Annotated in this window: 18 protein-coding genes; 5 read left to right on the forward strand and 13 right to left on the reverse strand. The window is 74.1% G+C overall.

Going from position 1 to position 20909, the window contains the following annotated elements:
- Positions 1-109: 109 nt before the first annotated feature.
- Positions 110-1276: a PP2C family protein-serine/threonine phosphatase gene (locus K7396_RS09850; protein WP_086716188.1), complete on the reverse strand. Its 1167-nt coding sequence runs from the start codon at positions 1274-1276 to the stop codon at positions 110-112.
- An 80-nt stretch (positions 1277-1356) separates the two neighbouring features.
- Between K7396_RS09850 and K7396_RS09855 the strand changes: the two genes are divergently transcribed.
- Together K7396_RS09855 and K7396_RS09860 are read left to right on the forward strand one after the other, a co-directional pair.
- Positions 1357-1866: a MarR family winged helix-turn-helix transcriptional regulator gene (locus tag K7396_RS09855; RefSeq protein ID WP_086716190.1), complete on the forward strand. Its 510-nt coding sequence runs from the start codon at positions 1357-1359 to the stop codon at positions 1864-1866.
- A 152-nt stretch (positions 1867-2018) separates the two neighbouring features.
- A complete protein-coding gene (locus K7396_RS09860; protein ID WP_086716192.1) occupies positions 2019-2942 on the forward strand; it encodes a hypothetical protein in 924 nt (307 codons plus the stop codon).
- A gap of 3 nt (positions 2943-2945) precedes the next feature.
- On the opposite strand, the gene K7396_RS09865 is transcribed toward K7396_RS09860, so the two are convergent.
- The 3 genes from K7396_RS09865 to K7396_RS09875 form a co-directional block, all read right to left on the reverse strand.
- Positions 2946-3254: an AzlD domain-containing protein gene (locus tag K7396_RS09865; protein WP_086716194.1), complete on the reverse strand. Its 309-nt coding sequence runs from the start codon at positions 3252-3254 to the stop codon at positions 2946-2948.
- Positions 3251-4075: an AzlC family ABC transporter permease gene (locus K7396_RS09870; protein ID WP_086716196.1), complete on the reverse strand. Its 825-nt coding sequence runs from the start codon at positions 4073-4075 to the stop codon at positions 3251-3253. The genes K7396_RS09865 and K7396_RS09870 overlap by 4 nt, the downstream gene beginning before the upstream one ends.
- 92 nt (positions 4076-4167) lie before the next feature.
- Positions 4168-5058 (reverse strand): AraC family transcriptional regulator, encoded by an 891-nt coding sequence (locus K7396_RS09875; RefSeq protein WP_086716203.1) that lies wholly within the window; start codon positions 5056-5058, stop codon positions 4168-4170.
- A gap of 133 nt (positions 5059-5191) precedes the next feature.
- Between K7396_RS09875 and K7396_RS09880 the strand changes: the two genes are divergently transcribed.
- The 3 genes from K7396_RS09880 to K7396_RS09890 all read left to right on the forward strand — a co-directional run bounded on the left by K7396_RS09880 (position 5192) and on the right by K7396_RS09890 (position 11742).
- Positions 5192-9997 carry a DEAD/DEAH box helicase gene (locus tag K7396_RS09880; RefSeq protein ID WP_086716205.1) on the forward strand — a complete coding sequence of 1602 codons (4806 nt, stop codon included), beginning with the start codon at positions 5192-5194 and terminating at the stop codon, positions 9995-9997.
- 54 nt (positions 9998-10051) lie between these two features.
- Positions 10052-10903 (forward strand): Fpg/Nei family DNA glycosylase, encoded by an 852-nt coding sequence (locus K7396_RS09885; RefSeq protein ID WP_152105075.1) that lies wholly within the window; start codon positions 10052-10054, stop codon positions 10901-10903.
- Positions 10904-10965: 62 nt separating this feature from the next.
- Positions 10966-11742: an SDR family NAD(P)-dependent oxidoreductase gene (locus K7396_RS09890; protein WP_086720543.1), complete on the forward strand. Its 777-nt coding sequence runs from the start codon at positions 10966-10968 to the stop codon at positions 11740-11742.
- On the opposite strand, the gene K7396_RS09895 is transcribed toward K7396_RS09890, so the two are convergent.
- The 9 genes from K7396_RS09895 to K7396_RS09935 all read right to left on the reverse strand — a co-directional run bounded on the left by K7396_RS09895 (position 11690) and on the right by K7396_RS09935 (position 20731).
- Positions 11690-12040: a hypothetical protein gene (locus tag K7396_RS09895; RefSeq protein ID WP_223659839.1), complete on the reverse strand. Its 351-nt coding sequence runs from the start codon at positions 12038-12040 to the stop codon at positions 11690-11692. The two genes, K7396_RS09890 and K7396_RS09895, sit on opposite strands and share 53 nt — an antisense overlap.
- A 187-nt stretch (positions 12041-12227) precedes the next feature.
- A complete protein-coding gene (locus K7396_RS09900) occupies positions 12228-12698 on the reverse strand; it encodes a Dps family protein (RefSeq protein WP_086720542.1) in 471 nt (156 codons plus the stop codon).
- Positions 12699-12879: 181 nt separating this feature from the next.
- Entirely contained in the window at positions 12880-13263 is a 384-nt protein-coding gene (locus K7396_RS09905; RefSeq protein WP_086720541.1) for a helix-turn-helix domain-containing protein, read from the reverse strand.
- Positions 13264-13357: 94 nt separating this feature from the next.
- Positions 13358-13894 carry a CinA family protein gene (locus tag K7396_RS09910; RefSeq protein WP_086720540.1) on the reverse strand — a complete coding sequence of 179 codons (537 nt, stop codon included), beginning with the start codon at positions 13892-13894 and terminating at the stop codon, positions 13358-13360.
- Positions 13891-14550 carry a CDP-diacylglycerol--glycerol-3-phosphate 3-phosphatidyltransferase gene (gene pgsA / locus K7396_RS09915; protein WP_086720539.1) on the reverse strand — a complete coding sequence of 220 codons (660 nt, stop codon included), beginning with the start codon at positions 14548-14550 and terminating at the stop codon, positions 13891-13893. Before pgsA ends, K7396_RS09910 begins: the two co-directional genes overlap by 4 nt.
- Positions 14547-16043, reverse strand: coding sequence for a 30S ribosomal protein S12 methylthiotransferase RimO (gene rimO / locus K7396_RS09920; protein ID WP_086720538.1), 1497 nt, complete (start codon positions 16041-16043; stop codon positions 14547-14549). Before rimO ends, pgsA begins: the two co-directional genes overlap by 4 nt.
- A gap of 104 nt (positions 16044-16147) precedes the next feature.
- Entirely contained in the window at positions 16148-16954 is an 807-nt protein-coding gene (locus K7396_RS09925) for a helix-turn-helix domain-containing protein (protein ID WP_086720537.1), read from the reverse strand.
- A 235-nt stretch (positions 16955-17189) separates the two neighbouring features.
- Positions 17190-19979, reverse strand: a complete 2790-nt coding sequence (locus K7396_RS09930; RefSeq protein WP_223659840.1) for a DNA translocase FtsK — start codon at positions 19977-19979, stop codon at positions 17190-17192.
- A gap of 92 nt (positions 19980-20071) precedes the next feature.
- Positions 20072-20731: a response regulator gene (locus K7396_RS09935; protein ID WP_018092947.1), complete on the reverse strand. Its 660-nt coding sequence runs from the start codon at positions 20729-20731 to the stop codon at positions 20072-20074.
- Between the last annotated feature and the right edge of the window lie 178 nt (positions 20732-20909).

Below are 20909 nucleotides of genomic sequence, written 5' to 3' on the forward strand. Positions count from 1 at the left end.
TCGGCGCCCCTGCACCGCCCCGGCCACCGAGTATCCCGGGACGAACGGCGACGGGCCGGTCCGCCGCCGTCGGCTGCCGGGCAAAGGGAACCACAACGGTCCACGGGCGTCACCGATCGTCGCCGAACCAGTCGAGACAGAGCACCAGAGCATCATCCAGGGACTCCGCATCACGGTATTCGGCCACGTCGCGCAGCATGGCACGCGGCACCATCGCCGCCGGCAGCAGGCTCGTCGCGTGGATCGCCCGGGCGAGCGCCCGCTCGGCGTACCGCTCCCCCAGCGGCGACAGCGTCTCGTACACCCCGTCGCTCACGAAGATCAGCCGGTCCCCCGGGGCGACCGCGAACTCCTGCGGCACGTAGTGCGACTCCTCGAACATGCCCAGGGGCAGCTGGGCGTCGAGCACCACCCGCTCGATCGACTTCCCGCGCATCCGCCACAGCTGCGGCGAGCCCGCGTCGATGACCTGCGCCCGCCCCGACGCGCGCTCGATGCGCAGCATCAGCGTCGAGACATGGGACGCGCCCCGGTAGTGGTCGTGGACGGCCTGGTCGGCCAGCGCCGCCTGGTCCGCCAGGTCCACCCCCGCCCGGCGGGCGTTGCGCAGGGCGTTGACGGCGAGGTTGGTCAGCAGAGATGCCTCGATGCCCTCGCCCATGCCGTTGGTGACGGTGAGCAGCAGCTGGTCCGCGTCCGAGGTCCAGTCGAAGTTGTCGCCGTGCACGGCGTAGGCGGGCTCCAGCTGCGCCCCGAGGGCGAACCGCTCGTCGCAGTAGGCCCGGGCCGGCAGCAGCTGCCACTGCATCTCGGCGGCCAGGGTGAGGCGGCTGGCCCGGCGCGCGCGCTGGTAGAGGTCCGTGTCGCGCTCGGCGACGAGGATCTCGCGGCCGAGGAGGTCCGCCACGTACCGCAGCTCGTCGAGGACTTCCGGCGCGCCGCGGTCGCCCGGCAGCCTGACCGTCAGGATCCCGATCCGGTCACCGCGCACCGTCACCGGGAGGTGGTGGTCGGTCTCGTCCCCGCGCGGCACCTGCTGCTCGCGGGGCTCCTGGCTGCCCAGGGCCCGCCCCTCCGGACTGCCGGAGACGGGCAGCGACGTCACGCCGCTCTCCTCGGCGTCGCACGAGCGGAGCACCGTCCCGCCGTAGTCCGTCAGGAAGAGCCGCACCGCGCGGGCCCCGTAGGCGGCGGTGAGGACGTCCCGCAGGGTGGCGACGAGCGCGTGCGGTGCCGCGGCACGCAGGGCGCTCTCCGCTTCGAGGCGTGGGTTCATGGTGTGGCGGACACCCTTCGTCCGGGCTCAAGGGCAGGGTCGGTCTGACAAGGGGACGCACAGGGTGACAGAGTGTTCGTGTGTCCCGTTTCACCGGTCGGCCCCATTCCCACGAGCGCGCGAGCGCGGCGGCCCTCGCGACTTCCGAGTTGCTCGAGGTGCTGTGGGGGCGCGGACAGGAAGCGGCACGCTCGGCGGAGGTCTCCCTCTCCCAGCTGCGCGCCCTGCTGGTGATCGAGCGCCGCGAGGGCACGAATCTGCGCACCCTGGCCGAGGCGCTGGGCTCGCGGCCGCCGGCGGTCAGCAGGCTCTGCGACCGTCTGGAGGCCATGGGCCTGGCCGAACGCGGCCCCAGCGCGACCAGCCGGCGCGAGGTCGAACTCCGGCTGAGCCTGCGCGGCCGGGTGCTGCTGGAGCAGTACCGCGCGGCGCGCAGCCGGGAGGTCACCGCCACCCTCGACCGCATGGAACCCGCCGATGTCGCCCGGCTCGCGGCGGGCCTGGAGGCGTTCCACGCGGCATCCGCCCGGCTCGCCGCCGACCAGGAGGGCGCGGCCGCCCCGGGCGGCGACGTCGCCGACAGCGCCTAGCACCGGCGCGGCCCCGCCGCTGCAGTGCCGGCGCGCCGCCGGGCGCCGCCCCGCCACAAGATCCGTCAACCGCATGCCCTCAGTATCCCGCCCTGGGAGGGCAGCGGGCGTGAGCCGGTGCCGCTGGGGGATTTCCGCCCTACGGTCGGGCCATGGCCGACAACGTAAGTCTTCCTTCGACCCCCCTGGCGCGTGCCGAGCGCTTCGTCTGGCTGACCGCGCGGGTGCTCGAACAGCGGCTTTTCGCCTACCACTTCCTCGGCGGCGGCGCCGACCCGGTCGAGACCGCGCTCGCCGCGTACCGCAACGACGACGACGGCTTCGGGCACGCCCTGGAGCCCGACCTCCGCGGCCCGGCCAGCCAGCCGCTGCACACCGCCCACGCCCTGCGGGTCCTCGACCTGATCGGGCGCTGCGACGGCCGTCAGGTGGAGCGGATCTGCCGCTATCTGACGAAGATCTCCACCCCGGAGGGGGCGCTGCCCGCGGTGCACCCCTCGCAGCGCGGCTATCCGGCCGCGCCCTGGATCCCGGTGGCCGACGACCCGCCGAGCGCGCTGCTGGCCACCGGGCCCGTGGTGGGGGTGCTGCACCGCAACGAGGTGTGGCACGCCTGGCTGTTCCGCGCCACGGACTACTGCTGGGCGGCCGTCGAGTCGCTGACCGGGACCCATCCGTACGAGGTCGAGGCGGCCCTGGCCTTCCTGGACGGCGCCCCGGACCGGCCGCGGGCCGCCGCGGCGGCGCAGCGGCTCGGCCGGCTGGTGCGCGAACAGCAGCTGGTGCTGCTGGACCCGGAGCGGGCCGCGGACGTCCCGGTGGCGCAGGGATACGCCCCCGGGGAGCACCACTTCGCGTACGACTTCGCCCCCGCGCCCGGTTCCCTGGCCCGCGACTGGTTCACCGACGAGGAGATGGACCGGGCGCTGGACCACCTCTCCGCGATCCAGCAGGAGGACGGCGGCTGGCCGGTCGCCTGGCGGGTGTGGGCGCCGGGGACGGCGCTGGAGAGCCGCCCGATGGTGACGCTCAAGGCGCTGCTGACCCTGCGGGCGTACGGGCGCCGCCTGTCCTGAGCCTCACATCCCCAGGGCCCGCACCCCCGCGGTGACGGCCACGGCGACGCCGATGACCAGCAGGAACGGTGCCCGGAGCGCCAGCGCGAGGGCCGCGGCCGCCACCCCGGCGGCCTTGGCGTCGAGCACCAGGTGCGGGCCGTCGCCGAACGTCTGCTGCGCGGTGAGCGCGGCCAGCAGGGCGACCGGCAGCAGCGCGGCCAGCCGCTTGACGAGGGGGCGCTCCAGGACGCCGGCCGGCGCCGACAGGCCGAGGTACTTGACCAGGTAGCAGCCGGCGGCGGTGACGGCGATCGCGATCCAGACGGTCATGCCCGGTCCTCCCCGGTGGCGTCGCGGAGTTCGGCGGTCCCCTCCGGGCGCGCGGACGGTGCGGCGGCGGCCCGGACGGCCCCGCTCCCCGCCGCCCGCTCCCGTCGCCCCTGTACGAGGAGGACGGCGGGGGCGGCGAGCGCGGAGACCAGCACGGGGACTCCGGTGGGCAGCAGCGGCAGCGTGACCAGGACCAGCACCACGGCGAGACCGGCCGCGGCCCGCTCGACACCGTCCTTCAGCATCGGCGCGAGCAGCGCCACGAAGACCGCGGGAGCGGCCGCGTCCAGCCCCCAGGCGTCGGTGTCGCCGAGCGCCCCGGCGCCCAGGGCGCCGATCAGGGTGGTGAGGTTCCACAGGGTGTAGAGGGTGAGCCCGGTGACGGTGAAGCCCAGCCGGGCGGTGCGCCGGTCGGGCTGGGCCAGGGCGACGGCGGAGGTCTCGTCGATGATCCAGTGGGCGGCGAGGGGCCTGATCCGTGCCCGGTAGCCGAGGACGGCGGACAGCCGCAGCCCGTAGAAGGCGTTGCGGGCACCCAGGAAGAACGCGCCGGCCGCGGCGGTGAACGGGTTGCCGCCCGCCGCCAGCGCCCCGACCAGGGCGAACTGCGAGGCTCCGGTGAACACCAGCAGGCTCAGCGCGCAGGTCTGCAGGAGGCCGAGGCCGGCGCCGGCCGAGGTCACGCCGAAGGCGAATCCGGAGAGGCCGACGGCGACGCCGACGCCGAGCGCGTCCCTGACGACGGCGGAGTCGGGTTTCGCGGGCGGGGGCGGCGGCGCGGCGGCCCGCGGGGAGGTGCGTATCTCTGTCTGTTCTGCCACGCCCCGGACGGTAGGGGCCCGCGGCCCCGGCGGTCTTGTACGTTCTTGCGCCGCGCGCCCCTGGATGACGCGCGGGGACGCCCCGGATGTGCCTATGCCGGCTCCCGGCCGGAGCGCTCCCTGCGGTACGCGCCGGGCGGCACCCCCACGATCCGGGTGAAGTGGCGGTTCAGGTGCGGCTGGTCGCTGAAGCCGACGGCGACGGCCGCCTCGGCGGGTGCGCTGCCCGCCTCCAGCAGCCGGCGGGCCCGGCGCACCCGGGCGTCGGTGAGCCAGGTGTGCGGCGGCATGCCATAGGCGCCGCGGAAGGCGCGCAGCAGGGCGAACGCGCTGGTCCCGAGCTCCCGCGCCAGTTGCTCCAGGGACGGCGGGTCGGTCATCCGCTCCTCCAGGACGGCCCGGGCGCGGGCGGCGGTCCGGGCCCCCGCGCTCCGGGGCGTGCGCACCGGGAGGGGACCTCCGTAGCGGCGCAGCAGCCGGGCCACGACGATCCGCAGCAGGCTGTCGGCTGCGAGGGCGTCACCGGCCTCGGCGGCCCGGTGGACCTCGGTGATCAGGTGGCCCAGGTGCGGGTCCTCGGCCACCGTCTCGCCGAATCCCGGGGTGCCGCGCAGCCCCGTGATCTCCGCGGCTATCTCGGCGACGACCTCGGAGGAGGGGTAGAGCGTGGCGTAGGCCCAGCCCTCGGGGACGCCCGCCCGCGCGGTGTGCACCACCTCGGGGTTGAGCATGATGATGCCGCCCCGGCCGGCCCGGACGGTGCCCTGCCCGAGTCCCACCGCCTCCACTCCGGAGGTGACCGCGCAGACCACATAGCCGTCGTGGGCGTGCCGGGGGAAGGAGTGCCGGACGTACCGGGCGCGCAGCAGGTCCAGGCCGGGCAGCCCGGCGCAGCGCCAGTGGCGCGCCCACTCGCCGCGGGCCCGCGGCGTGGGGTCCGCCCCGGGCGCGCCGCCCTCGTGCTGTCCCCCCGTCGTGACCATGGGCCCATTCTGCGGTCGTCCGGCGCGCGGCGGCCCGCGCGTCCGCAGCGTGGACGGCCGGGCGGGCTCCGGCCGGCGGGCGGCCGGGCGCGCGGCGGCCGCGTTGTCAGTGGTCCGGTGCACGATGGAGGACATGGCCCAGGCAGCGCTCGACTCGTTCTCTCCCGCGACCCGTGGTTGGTTCACCGGGGCGTTCAGCGCGCCCACCGCCGCGCAGGAGGGGGCCTGGCGGGCGATCGGCGCGGGCTCCGACGTCCTGGTGGTGGCGCCGACCGGCTCCGGCAAGACCCTCGCCGCCTTCCTCGCGTCCCTGGACGCGCTGGCGAGCACGCCCCCGCCCGCCGAGCCGAAGAAGCGCTGCCGGGTGCTGTACGTCTCCCCGATGAAGGCGCTGGCCGTCGATGTGGAGCGCAATCTGCGCAGCCCGCTGACGGGCATCCGGCAGGAATCGGCCCGCCTCGGGCTGCCGGAGCCGGAGGTCAGGGTCGCCATCCGTTCCGGCGACACCCCGCCCGCCGAGCGCCGGTCGATCGCCACCCGCCCGCCGGACATCCTCATCACCACCCCCGAGTCGCTGTTCCTGATGCTGACGTCGTCGGCCCGGGAGGCACTGGCGGGCGTCGAGACGGTGATCGTCGACGAGGTCCACGCCGTCGCCGGCACCAAGCGCGGCGCCCATCTGGCGCTGTCCCTGGAGCGGCTGGACGAGCTCCTGGACCGCCCGGCCCGCCGGATCGGGCTGTCCGCGACGGTCCGCCCGGTGGAGGAGGTGGCGCGCTATCTGTCACCCCGGCGCCGGGTGGAGATCGTCCAGCCGCCGTCCGGGAAGCGCTTCGACCTCTCGGTGGTCGTCCCGGTGGAGGACATGGGCGAGCTGGGCGGCGCACCGGTCCAGGAGGACGGGACCGGTGAGAAGCCGTCCATCTGGCCACAGGTCGAGGAGAGGATCGCCGACCTGGTCCAGGAGCACCGCTCCACGATCGTCTTCGCCAACTCCCGCCGGCTGGCGGAGCGGCTGTGCAACCGCCTCAACGAGATCGCCTGCGAACGCTCCGCCGCGGCCGGGGCGGCAGTCGGCGACTCCGTCGCGGAGCTGTCCGAACACCACTCCCCCGCGGAGCTGATGGGCGGCTCCGGCGCCGCCAAGGGTGCCCCGCCGGTGCTGGCCCGCGCCCACCACGGCTCGGTGTCCAAGGAGCAACGCGCCCAGGTGGAGGAGGACCTGAAGGCGGGCCGGCTGCCCGCCGTGGTCGCCACCTCCAGCCTGGAGCTGGGCATCGACATGGGCGCGGTCGATCTGGTCGTCCAGGTGGAGTCGCCCCCGTCGGTCGCCTCCGGGCTGCAGCGCGTCGGCCGGGCCGGGCACCAGGTCGGCGCGGTCTCGACGGGCGTCGTCTTCCCCAAGTACCGCGGCGATCTGGTGCAGGCCGCCGTGGTGACCGAGCGGATGCGCGCGGGCGCCATCGAGGCGCTGCGGGTGCCGGCCAACCCCCTGGACGTCCTCGCCCAGCAGCTCGTCGCCATGGCCGCGATGGACACCTGGGGCGTCGAGGAGCTGCTGGCGGTCGTCCGGCGGGCGGCCCCGTTCGCCGGCCTTCCCGAGTCGGCGTTCACGGCCGTGCTGGACATGCTCGCCGGCCGCTACCCCTCCGACGCCTTCGCCGAGCTGCGGCCGCGCCTGGTGTGGGACCGCGTCGCGCAGACCGTCACGGGCCGCCCCGGCGCCCAGCGGCTGGCCGTCACCTCCGGCGGCACGATCCCCGACCGCGGCCTGTTCGGGGTGTTCCTGGCCGGCGGCGACTCCGGCGGCAAGGGCGGCGGGCGGCGGGTGGGAGAGCTCGACGAGGAGATGGTCTACGAGTCCCGCGTCGGCGATGTCTTCACGCTCGGCACGACGTCCTGGCGCATCGAGGACATCACCCGCGACCGGGTGCTGGTCACCCCCGCCCCCGGCGTACCGGGACGGCTGCCCTTCTGGAAGGGCGACCAGCTGGGCCGCCCCCTCGAACTCGGCCGTGCGCTCGGCGCGTTCCTGCGCGAGCTGGGCGCCCTCGGCCCCAAGGACGCCCGGTCCCGGCTGTCCGCCGCCGGGCTGGACGACTGGGCGTGCGCCAATGTGCTGAGCTACCTCGCCGAGCAGAAGCAGGCCTGCGGCCATGTCCCCGACGACCGCACGATCGTCGTGGAGCGGTTCCGTGACGAGCTCGGCGACTGGCGGGTGGTCATCCACTCCCCCTTCGGCGCCCAGGTCCACGCCCCGTGGGCACTCGCCCTCGGCGCCCGCCTCACCGAGCGCTACGGCATGGACGCCCAGGTGATGCACGCCGACGACGGCATCGTGCTGCGGCTGCCGGACGCCGACCTGCTGGGCCTCGACCTCCTGGACGGCGACGGCGGCTTCGATCCGGCCGCCGATCCGGGCCTGAGCGCCCGCGGCGCGGAGTACGACCCCGAGCAGTCCCCCGTGGGGGCGGCCGATGTCGCCTTCGAGCACGGCGAGGTCGACCAGATCGTCACGGACCAGGTCGGCGGCTCCGCGCTGTTCGCCTCCCGGTTCCGGGAGTGCGCCGCCCGCGCCCTGCTGCTGCCGCGGCGCAGCCCCGGCAAGCGCACCCCGCTGTGGCAGCAACGGCAGCGCGCCGCCCAGCTGCTGCAGGTGGCGAGCGAGTTCGGGTCCTTCCCGATCGTGCTGGAGGCCGTCCGCGAGTGCCTCCAGGACGTCTTCGACGTACCGGGCCTGGCGGAGCTGATGGGGGACATCGAGGCCCGCCGGGTCCGGCTCGTGGAGGTCACCACCCCCGAGCCGTCCCCGTTCGCCCGCTCGCTGCTGTTCGGGTACGTCGCCCAGTTCCTGTACGAGGGCGACTCCCCGCTCGCCGAGCGCCGCGCCGCCGCCCTCTCCCTGGACTCCCGGCTGCTGGCCGAGCTGCTGGGCCAGGCCGAGCTGCGCGAGCTGCTGGACGCCGAGGTGCTGGCCGGGCTGGAGCGCGAGCTGCAGTGGCGCACGGACGACCGGCGGGTCAAGGACGTCGAGGGCGTCGCCGACGTCCTGCGGCTGCTCGGGCCGCTGACCGACGCCGAACTCGCCGAGCGCGGCGCGGATCCGGCCTGGACCCGGGAGCTGGCCGCCGCCCGCCGCGCGATCCCGGTGCGGATCGCCGGGCAGGACCACTGGGCCGCCGTCGAGGACGCCGGCCGGCTCCGCGACGCCCTGGGCACGGCCCTGCCGGTGGGTGTCCCCGAGTCGTTCACGGAGCCGGTCAAGGACCCGCTGGGCGACCTGCTGTCCCGTTACGCCCGCACCCACGGCCCGTTCACCTCCGAGCAGGCCGCCGCCCGCTTCGGCCTCGGCACGGCCGTCACCGACGGCGCGCTGCATCTGCTCGCCGCGGCCGGCCGGGTCGTCCAGGGGGAGTTCCACCCCGCGGGCATCGGCCAGGAGTGGTGCGACGCCCAGGTGCTGCGCAGGCTGCGCCGCCGCTCGCTGGCCGCGCTGCGCGAGGAGCTGGAGCCGGTGCCGCCCGCCGCGCTGGCCGCCTTCCTCCCGCAGTGGCAGCACCTCGGCGCTCCCCGCCCGGCCCCGGCGAGCGGGGTGCCCGCCCCGCTCGCGGGCTCGTCGCACAGCCTGCGCGGGATCGACGGTCTGGTGCGCGCCGTCGAACAGCTCCAGGGCGCCCCCGTGCCCGCCTCCGCCCTGGAGAAGCTGGTGCTGCCCTCCCGCGTCGGCGGCTACACCCCCGCCCTGCTGGACGAACTCACCGCCACCGGCGAGGTGGTGTGGGCCGGCGCCGGCGCGCTGCCCGGCAAGGACGGCTGGCTCTCCCTGTACCTCGCCGACACCGCCCCGCTCCTGCTGCCGCAACCCCTCCCGCTGGAACTCACCGCGCTGCACGAGTCGTTGCTGACCGCCCTCGGCCCCGGATACGGACTGTTCTTCCGCCAGCTCGCCGACCAGGTCCGCGCCACCACCCACCCCGAGGCCACCGACGCCCAGCTCGCCGACGCCCTGTGGGACCTCGCCTGGTCGGGCCTGCTCACCAACGACACCCTCGCGCCGCTGCGCGCCCTCCTGGGCTCGGGCCGTACCGCCGGCTCGACCGCCCACCGCGCCCGCCGGGCCGTCCCCCGCGGCAGATACGGCTCGCTGACCGCGGCGGCGGGCCGCGCCGGCCGCCCCACCGCCTCCCGCTCGGGTCCGCCGACCGTGGGCGGCCGCTGGTCGCTGCTGCCCGCCGCCGAACCGGAACCCACCCACCGGGCGCACGCCCTGGCCCGCACCCTCCTGGACCGGCACGGCATCGTCACCCGCGGCGCGGTCGCCGCCGAGGGCGTCGAGGGTGGCTTCTCCGCCGCGTACCGCGTGCTGGCCGCCTTCGAGGAGTCCGGCCAGGCCCGCCGCGGCTATGTGGTCGAGGGGCTGGGCGCCGCCCAGTTCGCGATGGACGGCGCGGTGGACCGGCTGCGCGCGGTCAGCACCCGGCGCGAGCGCGCCACCGAGGACGCCTTGCCGGACGGCGGCCCGCCGCAGTCCCGGGGCGGCGGCCCGCAGCGCGCGCTCGTGCTGGCCGCCGCCGACCCGGCGAACGCCTACGGCGCCGCCCTGTCCTGGCCCGAACCGCCCGAGGGCTCGACCCACAAGCCCGGCCGCAAGGCGGGCTCCCTGGTCGTCCTCGTCGACGGCGAGCTGACGCTCTACATGGAGCGCGGCGGCAAGACCCTGCTGATCTGGCCGCTCGGCGACGAACCGGCCCCGGCCGCCGCGGACCCCCGCCTCCGCCTCGCCGTCGAGGCGCTCACGGATGCCGCCCGCGCCGGCGCCCTGGGCACCGTCACCACCGAACGCATCAACGGCACCTCCGCGCTCACCTCGCCCTACGCCACCACCCTGGAATCCGCCGGCTTCCACCCGACCCCGAGGGGGCTGCGGCTGCGCGGGTGAGGGCAGTCAGCGGAGGCACGCCCCCGGCACGGGCCCGCCGGGCATGATGGTGACATGCCCGAAGGCGACACCGTCTGGCGCGTGGCCCGGCGGCTCGGCGAGGCGCTGGCCGGGCGGCCGCTGACCCGCTGCGACCTGCGCGTCCCCCGGCTCGCGACGGTGGACCTGACCGGCCGCGAGGTGCTGGACGTGGTCCCCCGCGGCAAGCACCTCCTCACCCGCTTCGAGGGCGGCCTGACCCTGCACTCCCATCTGCGGATGGACGGCGCCTGGCAGGTCTACGCCCCGGACGAGCGCTGGCGCGGTGGCCCCGCCCACCAGATCCGGGCCATCCTCGACACCGCGGAGCACACCGCCGTCGGCTACCGCCTCCCCGTTCTCGGCCTGCTGCGCACCACCGACGAGTCCCGGGTCGTCGGCCACCTGGGCCCCGACCTCCTCGGCCCCGACTGGGACCCGGCCGAGGCCCTCGCCCGGCTGCTCACCGCCCCGGAGCGGCCCCTCGGCGAGGCCCTGCTGGACCAGCGCAATCTGGCCGGCATCGGCAACGTCTACAAGGCGGAGCTGTGCTTCCTGCTGCGCGCCTCCCCCTGGCTCCCCGTGGGCCGGCTGCCCCGGCCCGAGCGCGTGCCCGCCCTCGCCAAGAAGCTCCTCGAAGCCAACAAGCTCCGCCCCGCCCGCACCACTACCCCCTGGGGACAGCGGTCCGGTCCCTTCGCGGGCGGCGGGAGAGGCCGCCCCGACCGCCGGCTGTGGGTCTACGGCCGGGCCGGCCGCCCCTGTCTGCGCTGCGGCACGGCAGTCCGCTCCGCCGACCAGGATCCGGCCGCCCAGGACCGCGTCACCTACTGGTGCCCCGCCTGCCAGCCCGCCCCCGGCCCGCCGGACACCCCGCCCGCCCGCTGAGCGAGCGGCTCCCCCCGCCCCACCAATTGACGCCCCGTCAGATTCCTCCCTACCCTCGCCCCATGCCCTTCACGGCGTACGACCTCACGGGCCGCATCGCGATCGTCACGGGCGCGGCCGGCGGCATCGGCCGCGCCACCGCCGTCCTCCTCGCCGAGGCCGGGGCCACCGTCCACTGCGCCGACCTCGACGGGCCCGGCGTCGAGGAGACCGCCGCGGAGATCACCGCCGCCGGGGGCTCGGCGCACGCCCACCGCCTCGACGTGACCCGGCGCGACGAGATAGCCGCCGTCGTCGACGCCGCCCGCGATGCCACCGGCCGCCTCGACGTGATGGCGAACATCGCCGGAATCATGCACTCCGCCCCCGTCCTGGAGACCGCGGACGCGGACCTGGACCGGGTCTGGACCACCAACTTCAAGGGCGTGCTGTACGGCTGCCAGGAGGCCGCCCGCGCGATGATCGCCACCGCCACCCCTGGTTCCGTGGTGAACATGGCGTCCGGCGCGATCGACACCGGCGCCCCCGGCCTGCTCTGCTACGGCGCGGCCAAGGCCGCCGTCATCCAGCTCACCAGGACCCTGGCCACGGAAGTGGGGCGGCACGGCATCCGCGTCAACGCCGTCGCCCCGGGCTGGGTCCGTACGCCGATGACCGAGCGCCACACCGCGCAGGCGCAGCAGCAGGCGGAGGGGCCGATGATCCGGATGTCCCCGCTGGGCCGGGTCGGCGAACCGGAGGACATCGCGCACACCGTGCTGCACCTGGCGTCGGACGCCTCGTCCTTCATGACCGGCCAGATCCTCCGCCCGAACGGCGGCGTCGCCATGCCCTGGTGAGCACCGCCCCGCAGAGCCCCCGCGCCGCGCGCACCCCCCGGACCGTCCGGACGACGGCCCGGCGCCAGCCGCCGTCCCCGTCCGTCCGCGGCACACAGTGCACCGGCAGCAGGCTCAGCCCCCAGCCGCCGAGCGCCACCACTCCCTCGACCACCCCCGCCGACTGCGGCCAGAGCACCAGCCGCAGCGCGGCCCACCACCACAGCACCCCGACGACGGCCCCGGATATCCAGCGGCCCGGCTGGGCCCGCGGACGCCTGCCGGACGCCCCGCCGGCCGCGACATCACGCCACCCCATGGCTGCCTCCTCCGGCCGACGCTAGACGGGCCCCGCCACCCGGCGGGAGGGCGCACCGGGGCGTTCGCGGCGCGCGGCCGGCCCCGCGAGCCCCGGGACGGACCGCGCCGCCACGAGCCTCCGCACCGGCCGCCGCCGGCCGGCAGGGCATGCCGCGGCCCCGGGCCCCAGCGGGCGCCGCGGCCCGTCAGTGGGACTCGGCCTGGAACATCCAGTGGTGCTTCTCCAGGTCGGCGGTCAGCCCGATGAAGATGTCCTGGCTGACCGGGTCCGGGTCCGCGGTGGCGGTGATCCGCTCGCGCATCCGGCCGATGACCGCGCTCAGCGCCGCCACCATCGCCCGTACCACGTCGCCGTCCTTGATCCAGCCGTCCGTGATCTCGCTGATGCCGCTGGTCTTGGCGACGGTGCCGGCCCGCCCGTCGGGCGACACCCCGATCGCCGACGCCCGCTCGGCCACCGTGTCGGCATGCTGCCGCGCGCTGGCGACCACCTCGTCGAGCTGGAGGTGGACGGAGCGGAAGCGGGGCCCGACGACGTTCCAGTGCACCTGCTTCGCGACGAGGGAGAGGTCCACCAGATCGACGAGCGCTCCCTGCAGGGCGGCCCCGACGATGCCGCGGTCCTCGTCGGACAGTGTGCTCTTGACGACAGACATGCAGATACTCCTGATTTAGGCGATATATCCGATTTGACCATCGTATAAATGAATCGCCCGTCCCAGCCGCCCGGGCGGTCCGGCCGGGCACCGCCCCAGGCCCACGGCCCGCCGCACCCGCGCAGCGCAGAGCCCCGGCGGGCTGCTTCCCACCGGGGCTCTGCTGCGTGCGAAAGGGGTGTCAGGCCGCGACGACATCCACGACGTCGGCCGGGGACTTGATGGTCACGCGCTCCTCCGGCACACCGGCCAGGGACGTGACGGACACCGAATTGAGCTTCGGCCGCACCGGTGCGGGCACCGGGTCGCTCGCGGCCGCGGACGCTGCCAGCTCGGCGAGTGCCAGCTCGTCGCTGACCTCCCGCATGAGCTCGGACATGCGCACGTCCAGCGCGTCACAGATCGACGAGAGCAGTTCGGAGGACGCCTCCTTCTGCCCCCTCTCCACCTCGGACAAATAGCCGAGCGATACCCGGGCGGAGGAAGAGACCTCGCGCAGGGTTCGGCCCTGGCGCTGACGCTGTCGGCGCAGCACGTCACCCAGCAGGCGACGAAGCAGAATCATCGCTGGCTCCCTCCTCGGACCTCGGATCCGGATCCTTCTCGCCCCACCGTACCGCCTCGGGCTGTGGGCGTGCGGGGTGCAAGTACGTGTTCACTCAGGGCTGCAAACATCCATTCCCCCCGTGTTGTTCCGTATCCTGTGCCCGCGTATTTTCTGTCAGTTCGCTCAACAGCATTGCGAGCACGGCGTCCATGGTGTCCAGCCTGATCCGGTCACGGTCGCCCTCCAGCGCCAGCCGCCGCACCCGCCCAGCACCGCCCGGCCCCTGGACCGCCACGAAAACCGTGCCCACCGGGTATCCGTCCTGCGGATCGGGGCCGGCCACCCCCGTGGTGGCGATGCCCCAGTCGGCACCCAGCACCCGCCGCACACCGCTCGCCATCTGCCGCGCGACCTCCCCGTCCACGGCCCCGCGCGCGGCCAGCAGGGCGCCGTCCACGCCCAGTACCTCCCGCTTGAGGTCGGTGGCGTACGCCGTGACGGAGCCGCGCACGACCCGTGAGGCCCCTGGGACGGCGGTCAGCGCGCCCGCCACCAGGCCGCCGGTCAGCGACTCGGCCACCGCCAGGCTCTGACCGCGCCCGGCGAGCAGCTCCAGCACCCCGGCCGCGGCAGAACCCGGCGTGTTCACCGGGCCGTGTCCCGCTCGGTCCGCTCGGCCCGTTCGGCGCGTTCCCGGGCCAGCCCGGCCCGGCGCAGCACCACGGCCTGCCGGACGTAGTCGAGACCGGTGACCACGGTCAGCGCGACCGCCACCGCCATCACCCACCAGCGGAAGGTCGCCAGCGGGCCGGTCAGCACCAGGACGTACATGCCCACCGCGGTGCCCTGCGCCAATGTCTTGATTTTGCCGCCCCGACTGGCCGGAATGACCCCGTGCTTGATCACCCAGAACCGCATCAGCGTGATGCCGAGCTCCCGGAAGAGGATCACGCCGGTCACCCACCAGGACAGGTCGCCGAGCACCGACAGACAGATCAGCGCCGCGCCCATGATCGCCTTGTCCGCGATCGGGTCCGCGATCTTGCCGAAGTCGGTGACCAGGTTGTACGTGCGCGCCAGATGCCCGTCGAAGACATCGGTGATCATGGCGACGGCGAAGGCGGCCCAGGCGAAGACCCGCCAGACGGGGTCCGTTCCGTTGTCGTGCATCAGCAGCAGCACGAAGGCCGGGACCAGCACCAGCCGCAGCATCGTCAGGAGGTTGGCGATGTTCCACAGCCCGGCCTGCCGGACGGCCGGCGCCGTGCGCGGGCCACCAGCCGCGGAAGCCGGGACTCCGCTCATCTGGCCGCCTCCTCGGTACACCCTGTGCCCTCCACCGACAGCACCTCCGCGACGAGATCCACGCCTTCGCTCGCGACCACCTTTGCTTCGACCATACGACCGGGCGCCAGCTCCTGGTCGGTCGACAGCAGGGTGACGCCGTCGGTCTCCGGCGCCTGGTGCGCGGCCCGCCCGACGATGCCGTCCTCGTCGTCGGTCCGGTCGACCAGCACCCGCAGCGTCTCGCCGATCCGCTCCTCGGCGCGCTGCGCGGTCAGCTCCTCGGCCAGCCGGGAGACCCGCGCCAGCCGCTCGGCGACCACGTCCGGGTCGACCTTGCCCTCGTACGACGCGGCCTCGGTGCCGTCCTCGTCGGAGTAGCCGAAGACGCCGATGGCGTCCAGCCGGGCCTCGGTGAGGAAGCGCTCCAGCTCCGCGAGGTCGCTCTCGCTCTCGCCGGGGAAGCCGACGATGAAGTTGGAGCGGGCACCGGCCTGCGGCGCCTTGGTCCGGATCGTCTCCAGCAGCCCCAGGAAGCTGTCGGTGCCGCCGAAGCGCCGCATGGAGCGCAGCACACCGGGCGCCGAGTGCTGGAAGGACAGGTCGAAGTAGGGCGCGACCTTGTCGGTGCCGGTCAGGACGTCGATCAGACCGGGGCGCATCTCGGCGGGCTGCAGGTAGCTGACCCGGATCCGCTCGATGCCGTCGACGGCCGCCAGCTCCGGCAGCAGGGTCTCCAGCAGCCGGATGTCGCCGAGGTCCTTGCCGTAGGAGGTGTTGTTCTCGGAGACCAGCATGATCTCCTTGACGCCGTCTTCCGCCAGCCAGCGCGTCTCGCCGAGCACGTCGGAGGGCCGGCGCGAGATGAAGGAGCCGCGGAAGGACGGGATCGCGCAGAACGAGCAGCGCCGGTCGCAGCCGGAGGCCAGCTTCACCGAGGCCACGGGACTGCTGCCGAGCCGGCGGCGCAGCGGCGCACGCGGCCCGGAGGCGGGCGCGACGCCCTCCGGCAGGTCCTCCGGCGGGGCCGCCGGCGGCTCCTCCTGGGCGTGGCCGGGCAGCGCGACGCCGGCGGACGCCTGGCGCTCTGCCGGGCTGATCGGCAGCAGCTTGCGGCGGTCGCGGGGGGTGTGGGCGGCGTGGATGCCGCCGTTGAGGATGGTCTGCAGGCGGTCGGAGATGTTGCTGTAGTCGTCGAAGCCGAGCACGCCGTCGGCCTCGGGCAGCGCCTCGGCGAGCTCCTTGCCGTAGCGCTCGGCCATGCAGCCGACGGCCACCACGGCCTGGGTTCTGCCGTGATCCTTCAGATCGTTGGCTTCCAGCAGGGCATCGACGGAGTCCTTCTTCGCGGCCTCGACGAACCCACAGGTGTTGACGACGGCGACATCGGCATCGGCGGCTTCCTCGACGAGGTCCCAGCCGTCCGCTGCCAGGCGGCCTGCGAGCTCCTCCGAGTCCACCTCGTTACGGGCGCAGCCAAGAGTGACGAGGGCGACGGTACGGCGTTCGGGCATGGGGCTCAGCCTACTTTGTCCCCGGCACCCCCTTGGCGCGCAGGTCTGTACCGCCCGCCCCGGGGCCCCGGAACGAGCGGCACACGCCCCCGGCGAACCGCTTCTCAGCCCGCCTGGGGGTCACCCGGCGTATAGCTCAGGCGCTCCACCGTGCCCTTGTCGCCGACCTTCTTGACCTCCTTGCCGTTGACGTACAGCTGTACGGCTCCGGCGTTCCCGAGGACCAGGTCGATGCGTTCCTTGTCGGTGATGGTCTTGGACTCGCCCTTCTTGAGCAGCCCGTCCTCCAGGAGCTTGCCGTTGGCGTCCTTGGCGGAGATCCAGCTCTGGCCGTCACGCGCGGTCACCTTGATCGTGACCTTGTCCTTCGGCAGCCCGGCGACGGCGCTCTCGGAGGGATCGGGCTTGACGGGCGGCTTGATGGTGGAGGGGTGGCGGGTGGGCGCCGGCGCCGGCTTCGCGTTGGCGTCGCCGGCCGTGATCGGTCCGTCGTCGCTCTTGTCGCCGCCCGTGAAGAGCGTGAAGCCCACGAACCCGACCACCGCGACGATCGCCGCGACCATCGCCGCGGTCCAATTGGGGCGGCGCGGCTCGGAGCGGATCCGCTCGGCCTCGAAGAGCGGTGCGGCGGGGGTCGGCGCGGGCCGTCCGCCGTGCTCGGCGTCGAACTGGTCGATCAGCGGTCCGGGATCGAGCGAGACGGCGCGGGCGAGCGCCCGGATGTGCCCCCGGGCGTAGACGTCACCGCCGCAGCGGGAGAAGTCGTCCTGCTCGATCGCGTGCACCAGGGGGATGCGCACCCGTGTCGTCGTACTGACCTCTTCGACGGTCAGTCCCGCTCCGATACGGGCCTTCTGGAGGGCAGCACCGACGGAAGGCCGGTCTGCTTCGGGGGAGTTGCCGATGGACACGGGGGCGCCTTTCGAGCGTGTAGCCACCTGCTGGAAGCTCAGTCTAGGGGTGGAGCGAAAGGGTCGGGCAAGCGGGGAAGCGGCGTTTGTACGCCATCGGAACGCCGTCACGACGCCGTCGGCGGTGCCCTCGGGCTCGATGGTGGAGCATCGTTCCCTCATCTCCCTCAACTTGACGTCTCGGCAGGCGAAACGGTTGCCTTCTTCTCTCGTCCGTGCGACCCGGATGTCTGTGCTACTCGGTAGCCTCCCCCCGGATCACCGCCAGCACTCCATCCAGCTCATCAGGCTTCACAAGAACGTCACGAGCCTTGGATCCCTCGCTCGGCCCGACGATGTTGCGCGACTCCATCAGGTCCATCAGCCGGCCGGCCTTGGCGAAGCCCACCCGCAGCTTGCGCTGGAGCATCGACGTTGACCCGAACTGGGTGGAAACCACCAGCTCAGCGGCCTGGCACAGCAGGTCGAGGTCATCGCCGATGTCCTCGTCGATCTCCTTCTTCTTCGCCGTGCCGACGGTGACGTCGTCGCGGAAGACCGGCGCCATCTGGTCCTTGCAGTGCTGGACGACGGCCGCGACCTCCTCCTCGGTCACGAACGCGCCCTGCATACGGACCGGCTTGTTGGCCCCCATCGGCAGGAACAGCCCGTCGCCCTTGCCGATCAGCTTCTCGGCGCCCGGCTGGTCGAGGATGACCCGGCTGTCGGCGAGCGAGGAGGTGGCGAACGCGAGCCGGGAGGGCACATTGGCCTTGATCAGGCCGGTGACCACGTCGACGGACGGTCGCTGGGTGGCGAGCACCAGGTGGATGCCCGCCGCGCGGGCGAGCTGGGTGATGCGGACGATGGAGTCCTCCACGTCGCGCGGGGCGACCATCATCAGGTCCGCCAGCTCGTCGACGATCACCAGCAGATACGGGTACGGCGCCAGCTCCCGTTCGCTGCCCTCGGGCGAGCTGACCTTGCCGCTGCGCACCGCCTCGTTGAAGTCGTCGATGTGCCGGAAGCCGTAGGCCGCGAGGTCGTCGTAGCGCAGGTCCATCTCGCGCACCACCCACTGCAGCGCCTCGGCGGCCCGCTTGGGGTTGGTGATGATCGGCGTGATCAGGTGCGGGATGCCCTCGTACGCGGTCAGCTCGACGCGCTTGGGGTCGACCAGCACCATCCGGACGTCCTCGGGCGTGGCCCGCACCATGACCGACGTGATCAGACAGTTGATGCAGGAGGACTTGCCGGATCCGGTGGCGCCGGCCACCAGGACGTGCGGCATCTTGGTCATGTTGGCCATGACGTAGCCGCCCTCGACGTCCTTGCCGAGCGCCACCAGCATCGGGTGCTCGTCGCCCGCGGCGTCGGCCAGCCGCAGCACGTCGCCGAGGTTGACCATCTCCCGGTCGGTGTTGGGGATCTCGATGCCGACCGCGGACTTGCCGGGGATCGGGCTGATGATCCGGACGTCGGGGCTGGCCACGGCGTAGGCGATGTTCTTGGCCAGCGCGGTGATCTTCTCGACCTTGACCGCCGGGCCGAGCTCGACCTCGTAGCGGGTGACCGTCGGCCCGCGGGTGAACCCGGTGACCGCGGCGTCGACCTTGAACTCCTGGAAGACCGTGGTCAGCGCGGTCACTATGGCGTCGTTGGCGGCGCTGCGGGTCTTGCCGGGACCGCCGCGCGAGAGCAGGTCCAGCGACGGCAGCGAGTAGGTGATGTCGCCGGCCAGCTGGAGCTGCTCGGCGCGGGCCGGCAGCGCGCCGGCCGGCTCCGGCGGCGCCTTGGTGAAGTCCGGTACGGACGGGGTGTCCTCGGCCGCGGACGGCCCGGGCTCCGCCCCGCGGGCCGGCGGGACCGTGCCGCTCTCCCCCGTGGTGTCCTCGCCGTCGTGCCCCCGGCGCTCCCCGGAGATGCTGCTGCTGAGCCCGGCGACGAGCGGCGAGGGCTGCACGCCGTGCATCACCGCGCCGTCCAGCGCCGCGGCGGCCGCCGCGGCGACGTCCACCGCGTCCATCGGCCGGTCGGCGGCGGGCTGTGCGGCGGCCCGGCGCGGGCGGCGCCGTTGGGCCAGGGCCGCCTCCTCTATCGCGTCGGGGTCGCTCGCGGCCGGCGCGGCGGCGGTGCGGCGGCGCGGTGTGCGGGCCGGCTGCTCGCGCCACTCGTCCGCGGCGTCCTCGAAGGCGTCGGCGTACTCCTCGGGCTCCGCGGGCGCCACCACGCCCAGCCGGATGCCGAGCGCCCGCAGCCGCTGCGGGATGGCGTTCACCGGCGTCGCGGTGACCACCAGCAGCCCGAAGAGGGTCACCAGCGCCAGCAGCGCCACGGCCAGGGTCTGCCCCACGGTGAAGATCAGCGGCTTGGACGCGACCCACCCGAGGTAGCCGCCCGCGTCCTGTATGGCGGCCAGGCCGTCGTCGCGGCCCGGCGAGCCGCACGCCATGGCGACCTGCCCCAGGACACCGACGACGAGCGCGGACAGCCCGATGACGATCCGGCCGTTGGCCTCCGGACGCTCGGGGTGCCGGATGAGGCGGATCGCGATGCCGCCCAGCAGTATCGGCACGACCAGGTCGAGCCGGCCGAACGCCCCGGTCACCAGCAGCTCGACGAGGTCGCCGACCGGGCCGCTGAGGTTGGACCAGGTACCGGCCGCGATGACCAGCGCCAGGCCGAGCAGCAGCAGCGCCAGCCCGTCCTTGCGGTGCGCCGGGTCGAGGTTCTTCGCGCCGCGGCCCATGCCGCGGAACACCGCCCCGATGGTGTGCGCGAGCCCCAGCCAGCAGGCACGGACGAGGCGGTAGACACCGCCGGTGGGCGACGGCGCCGGCCGGGGAGCGGGCTTCTTGGCCGCGGCCTTCTTGGCAGGGGCCCTCTTGGCCGGTGCCTTCTTCGCGGCCGCGGTCTTCTTGACCGGCGGCTTGGCGGGCGCCTTCTTCGCGGCGGTCTTCTTCGCGGCGCCCGCGGTCCGTCCGGCGCGCTGCTTCGAGGGGCCCGCCGTGCTCTGGGTTCCCTTGCCGGACGTACGTGAGGCCATGGCGACGAGATTACAGGCGAACGCGGACATCACACGAGCGCACAGCGCTTCACCCGAACGTGTCGCGCGGCAGCCTCATGAAAGGGCGTCAGTCATCCCGCGGCGCTGCCCGACCCGGGTTCCAGAGCGTCCAGCGCCCGGCGCAGACCGGTCAGTTTGCGTTCCAGGTGGGCCGCCGTGGCGACCGCCGCCGCGTCCGCCGTCTCGTCCAGCTGTTTGGAGAGCGCCTCGGCCTGTTCCTCGACCGCGGCCAGCCGCGCGGAGAGCTCGGCGAGCAGCCCCGCGGACTCCCGCGCCTCGTCGGCGCTCGGCCGCCCGCCCTCCAGCTGCAGCCTCAGCAGGGATGCCTGCTCCCGCAGTTGGCAGTTCTTCATGTACAGCTCGACGAACACCGAGACCTTGGCGCGCAGCACCCAGGGGTCGAACGGCTTGGAGATGTAGTCCACCGCTCCGGCCGCGTACCCGCGGAACGTGTGGTGCGGGCCGTGGTTGATGGCCGTGAGGAAGATGATCGGGATGTCGCGGGTGCGCTCCCGCCGCTTGATGTGCGCGGCGGTCTCGAAACCGTCCATGCCCGGCATCTGCACATCGAGCAGAATCACCGCGAAATCGTCCGTGAGCAGTGCTTTGAGCGCTTCCTCCCCGGACGATGCCCGCACCAGTGTCTGATCGAGCGCAGAGAGGATCGCCTCCAGCGCCAGCAGATTCTCCGGCCGGTCATCGACCAGGAGGATCTTGGCCTTCTGCACCATGGCCCGTCCTCCTCGCCCCGGCATGGAACCGGACGCCGCCCCAGGGGACGACTCCGTCACGCCGCCCGTCCTTGTGCCGGTCATGGTAGCTGCACCCCGCCTGTCGCCACACCCTGTCACCGCGATGTCACTGTGCACGTAGCAGAAACGCAGACAGGGACCAGAAGGTTCCCCGAAT

Source organism: Streptomyces angustmyceticus (genome assembly GCF_019933235.1).
Taxonomy (GTDB): domain Bacteria; phylum Actinomycetota; class Actinomycetes; order Streptomycetales; family Streptomycetaceae; genus Streptomyces; species Streptomyces angustmyceticus.

What these genes read in the sequence shown, in the direction of transcription:
- K7396_RS09850 (WP_086716188.1), bottom strand. Translation starts at nt 1,276, where the DNA reads ATGAACCCACGCCTCGAAGCGGAGAGCGCCCTGCGTGCCGCGGCACCG.
- K7396_RS09860 (WP_086716192.1), top strand. Translation starts at nt 2,019, where the DNA reads ATGGCCGACAACGTAAGTCTTCCTTCGACCCCCCTGGCGCGTGCCGAG.
- K7396_RS09865 (WP_086716194.1), bottom strand. Translation starts at nt 3,254, where the DNA reads ATGACCGTCTGGATCGCGATCGCCGTCACCGCCGCCGGCTGCTACCTG.
- K7396_RS09875 (WP_086716203.1), bottom strand. Translation starts at nt 5,058, where the DNA reads ATGGTCACGACGGGGGGACAGCACGAGGGCGGCGCGCCCGGGGCGGAC.
- K7396_RS09880 (WP_086716205.1), top strand. Translation starts at nt 5,192, where the DNA reads ATGGCCCAGGCAGCGCTCGACTCGTTCTCTCCCGCGACCCGTGGTTGG.
- K7396_RS09885 (WP_152105075.1), top strand. Translation starts at nt 10,052, where the DNA reads ATGCCCGAAGGCGACACCGTCTGGCGCGTGGCCCGGCGGCTCGGCGAG.
- K7396_RS09890 (WP_086720543.1), top strand. Translation starts at nt 10,966, where the DNA reads ATGCCCTTCACGGCGTACGACCTCACGGGCCGCATCGCGATCGTCACG.
- K7396_RS09895 (WP_223659839.1), bottom strand. Translation starts at nt 12,040, where the DNA reads ATGGGGTGGCGTGATGTCGCGGCCGGCGGGGCGTCCGGCAGGCGTCCG.
- K7396_RS09900 (WP_086720542.1), bottom strand. Translation starts at nt 12,698, where the DNA reads ATGTCTGTCGTCAAGAGCACACTGTCCGACGAGGACCGCGGCATCGTC.
- K7396_RS09905 (WP_086720541.1), bottom strand. Translation starts at nt 13,263, where the DNA reads ATGATTCTGCTTCGTCGCCTGCTGGGTGACGTGCTGCGCCGACAGCGT.
- pgsA (WP_086720539.1), bottom strand. Translation starts at nt 14,550, where the DNA reads ATGAGCGGAGTCCCGGCTTCCGCGGCTGGTGGCCCGCGCACGGCGCCG.
- rimO (WP_086720538.1), bottom strand. Translation starts at nt 16,043, where the DNA reads ATGCCCGAACGCCGTACCGTCGCCCTCGTCACTCTTGGCTGCGCCCGT.
- K7396_RS09930 (WP_223659840.1), bottom strand. Translation starts at nt 19,979, where the DNA reads ATGGCCTCACGTACGTCCGGCAAGGGAACCCAGAGCACGGCGGGCCCC.
- K7396_RS09935 (WP_018092947.1), bottom strand. Translation starts at nt 20,731, where the DNA reads ATGGTGCAGAAGGCCAAGATCCTCCTGGTCGATGACCGGCCGGAGAAT.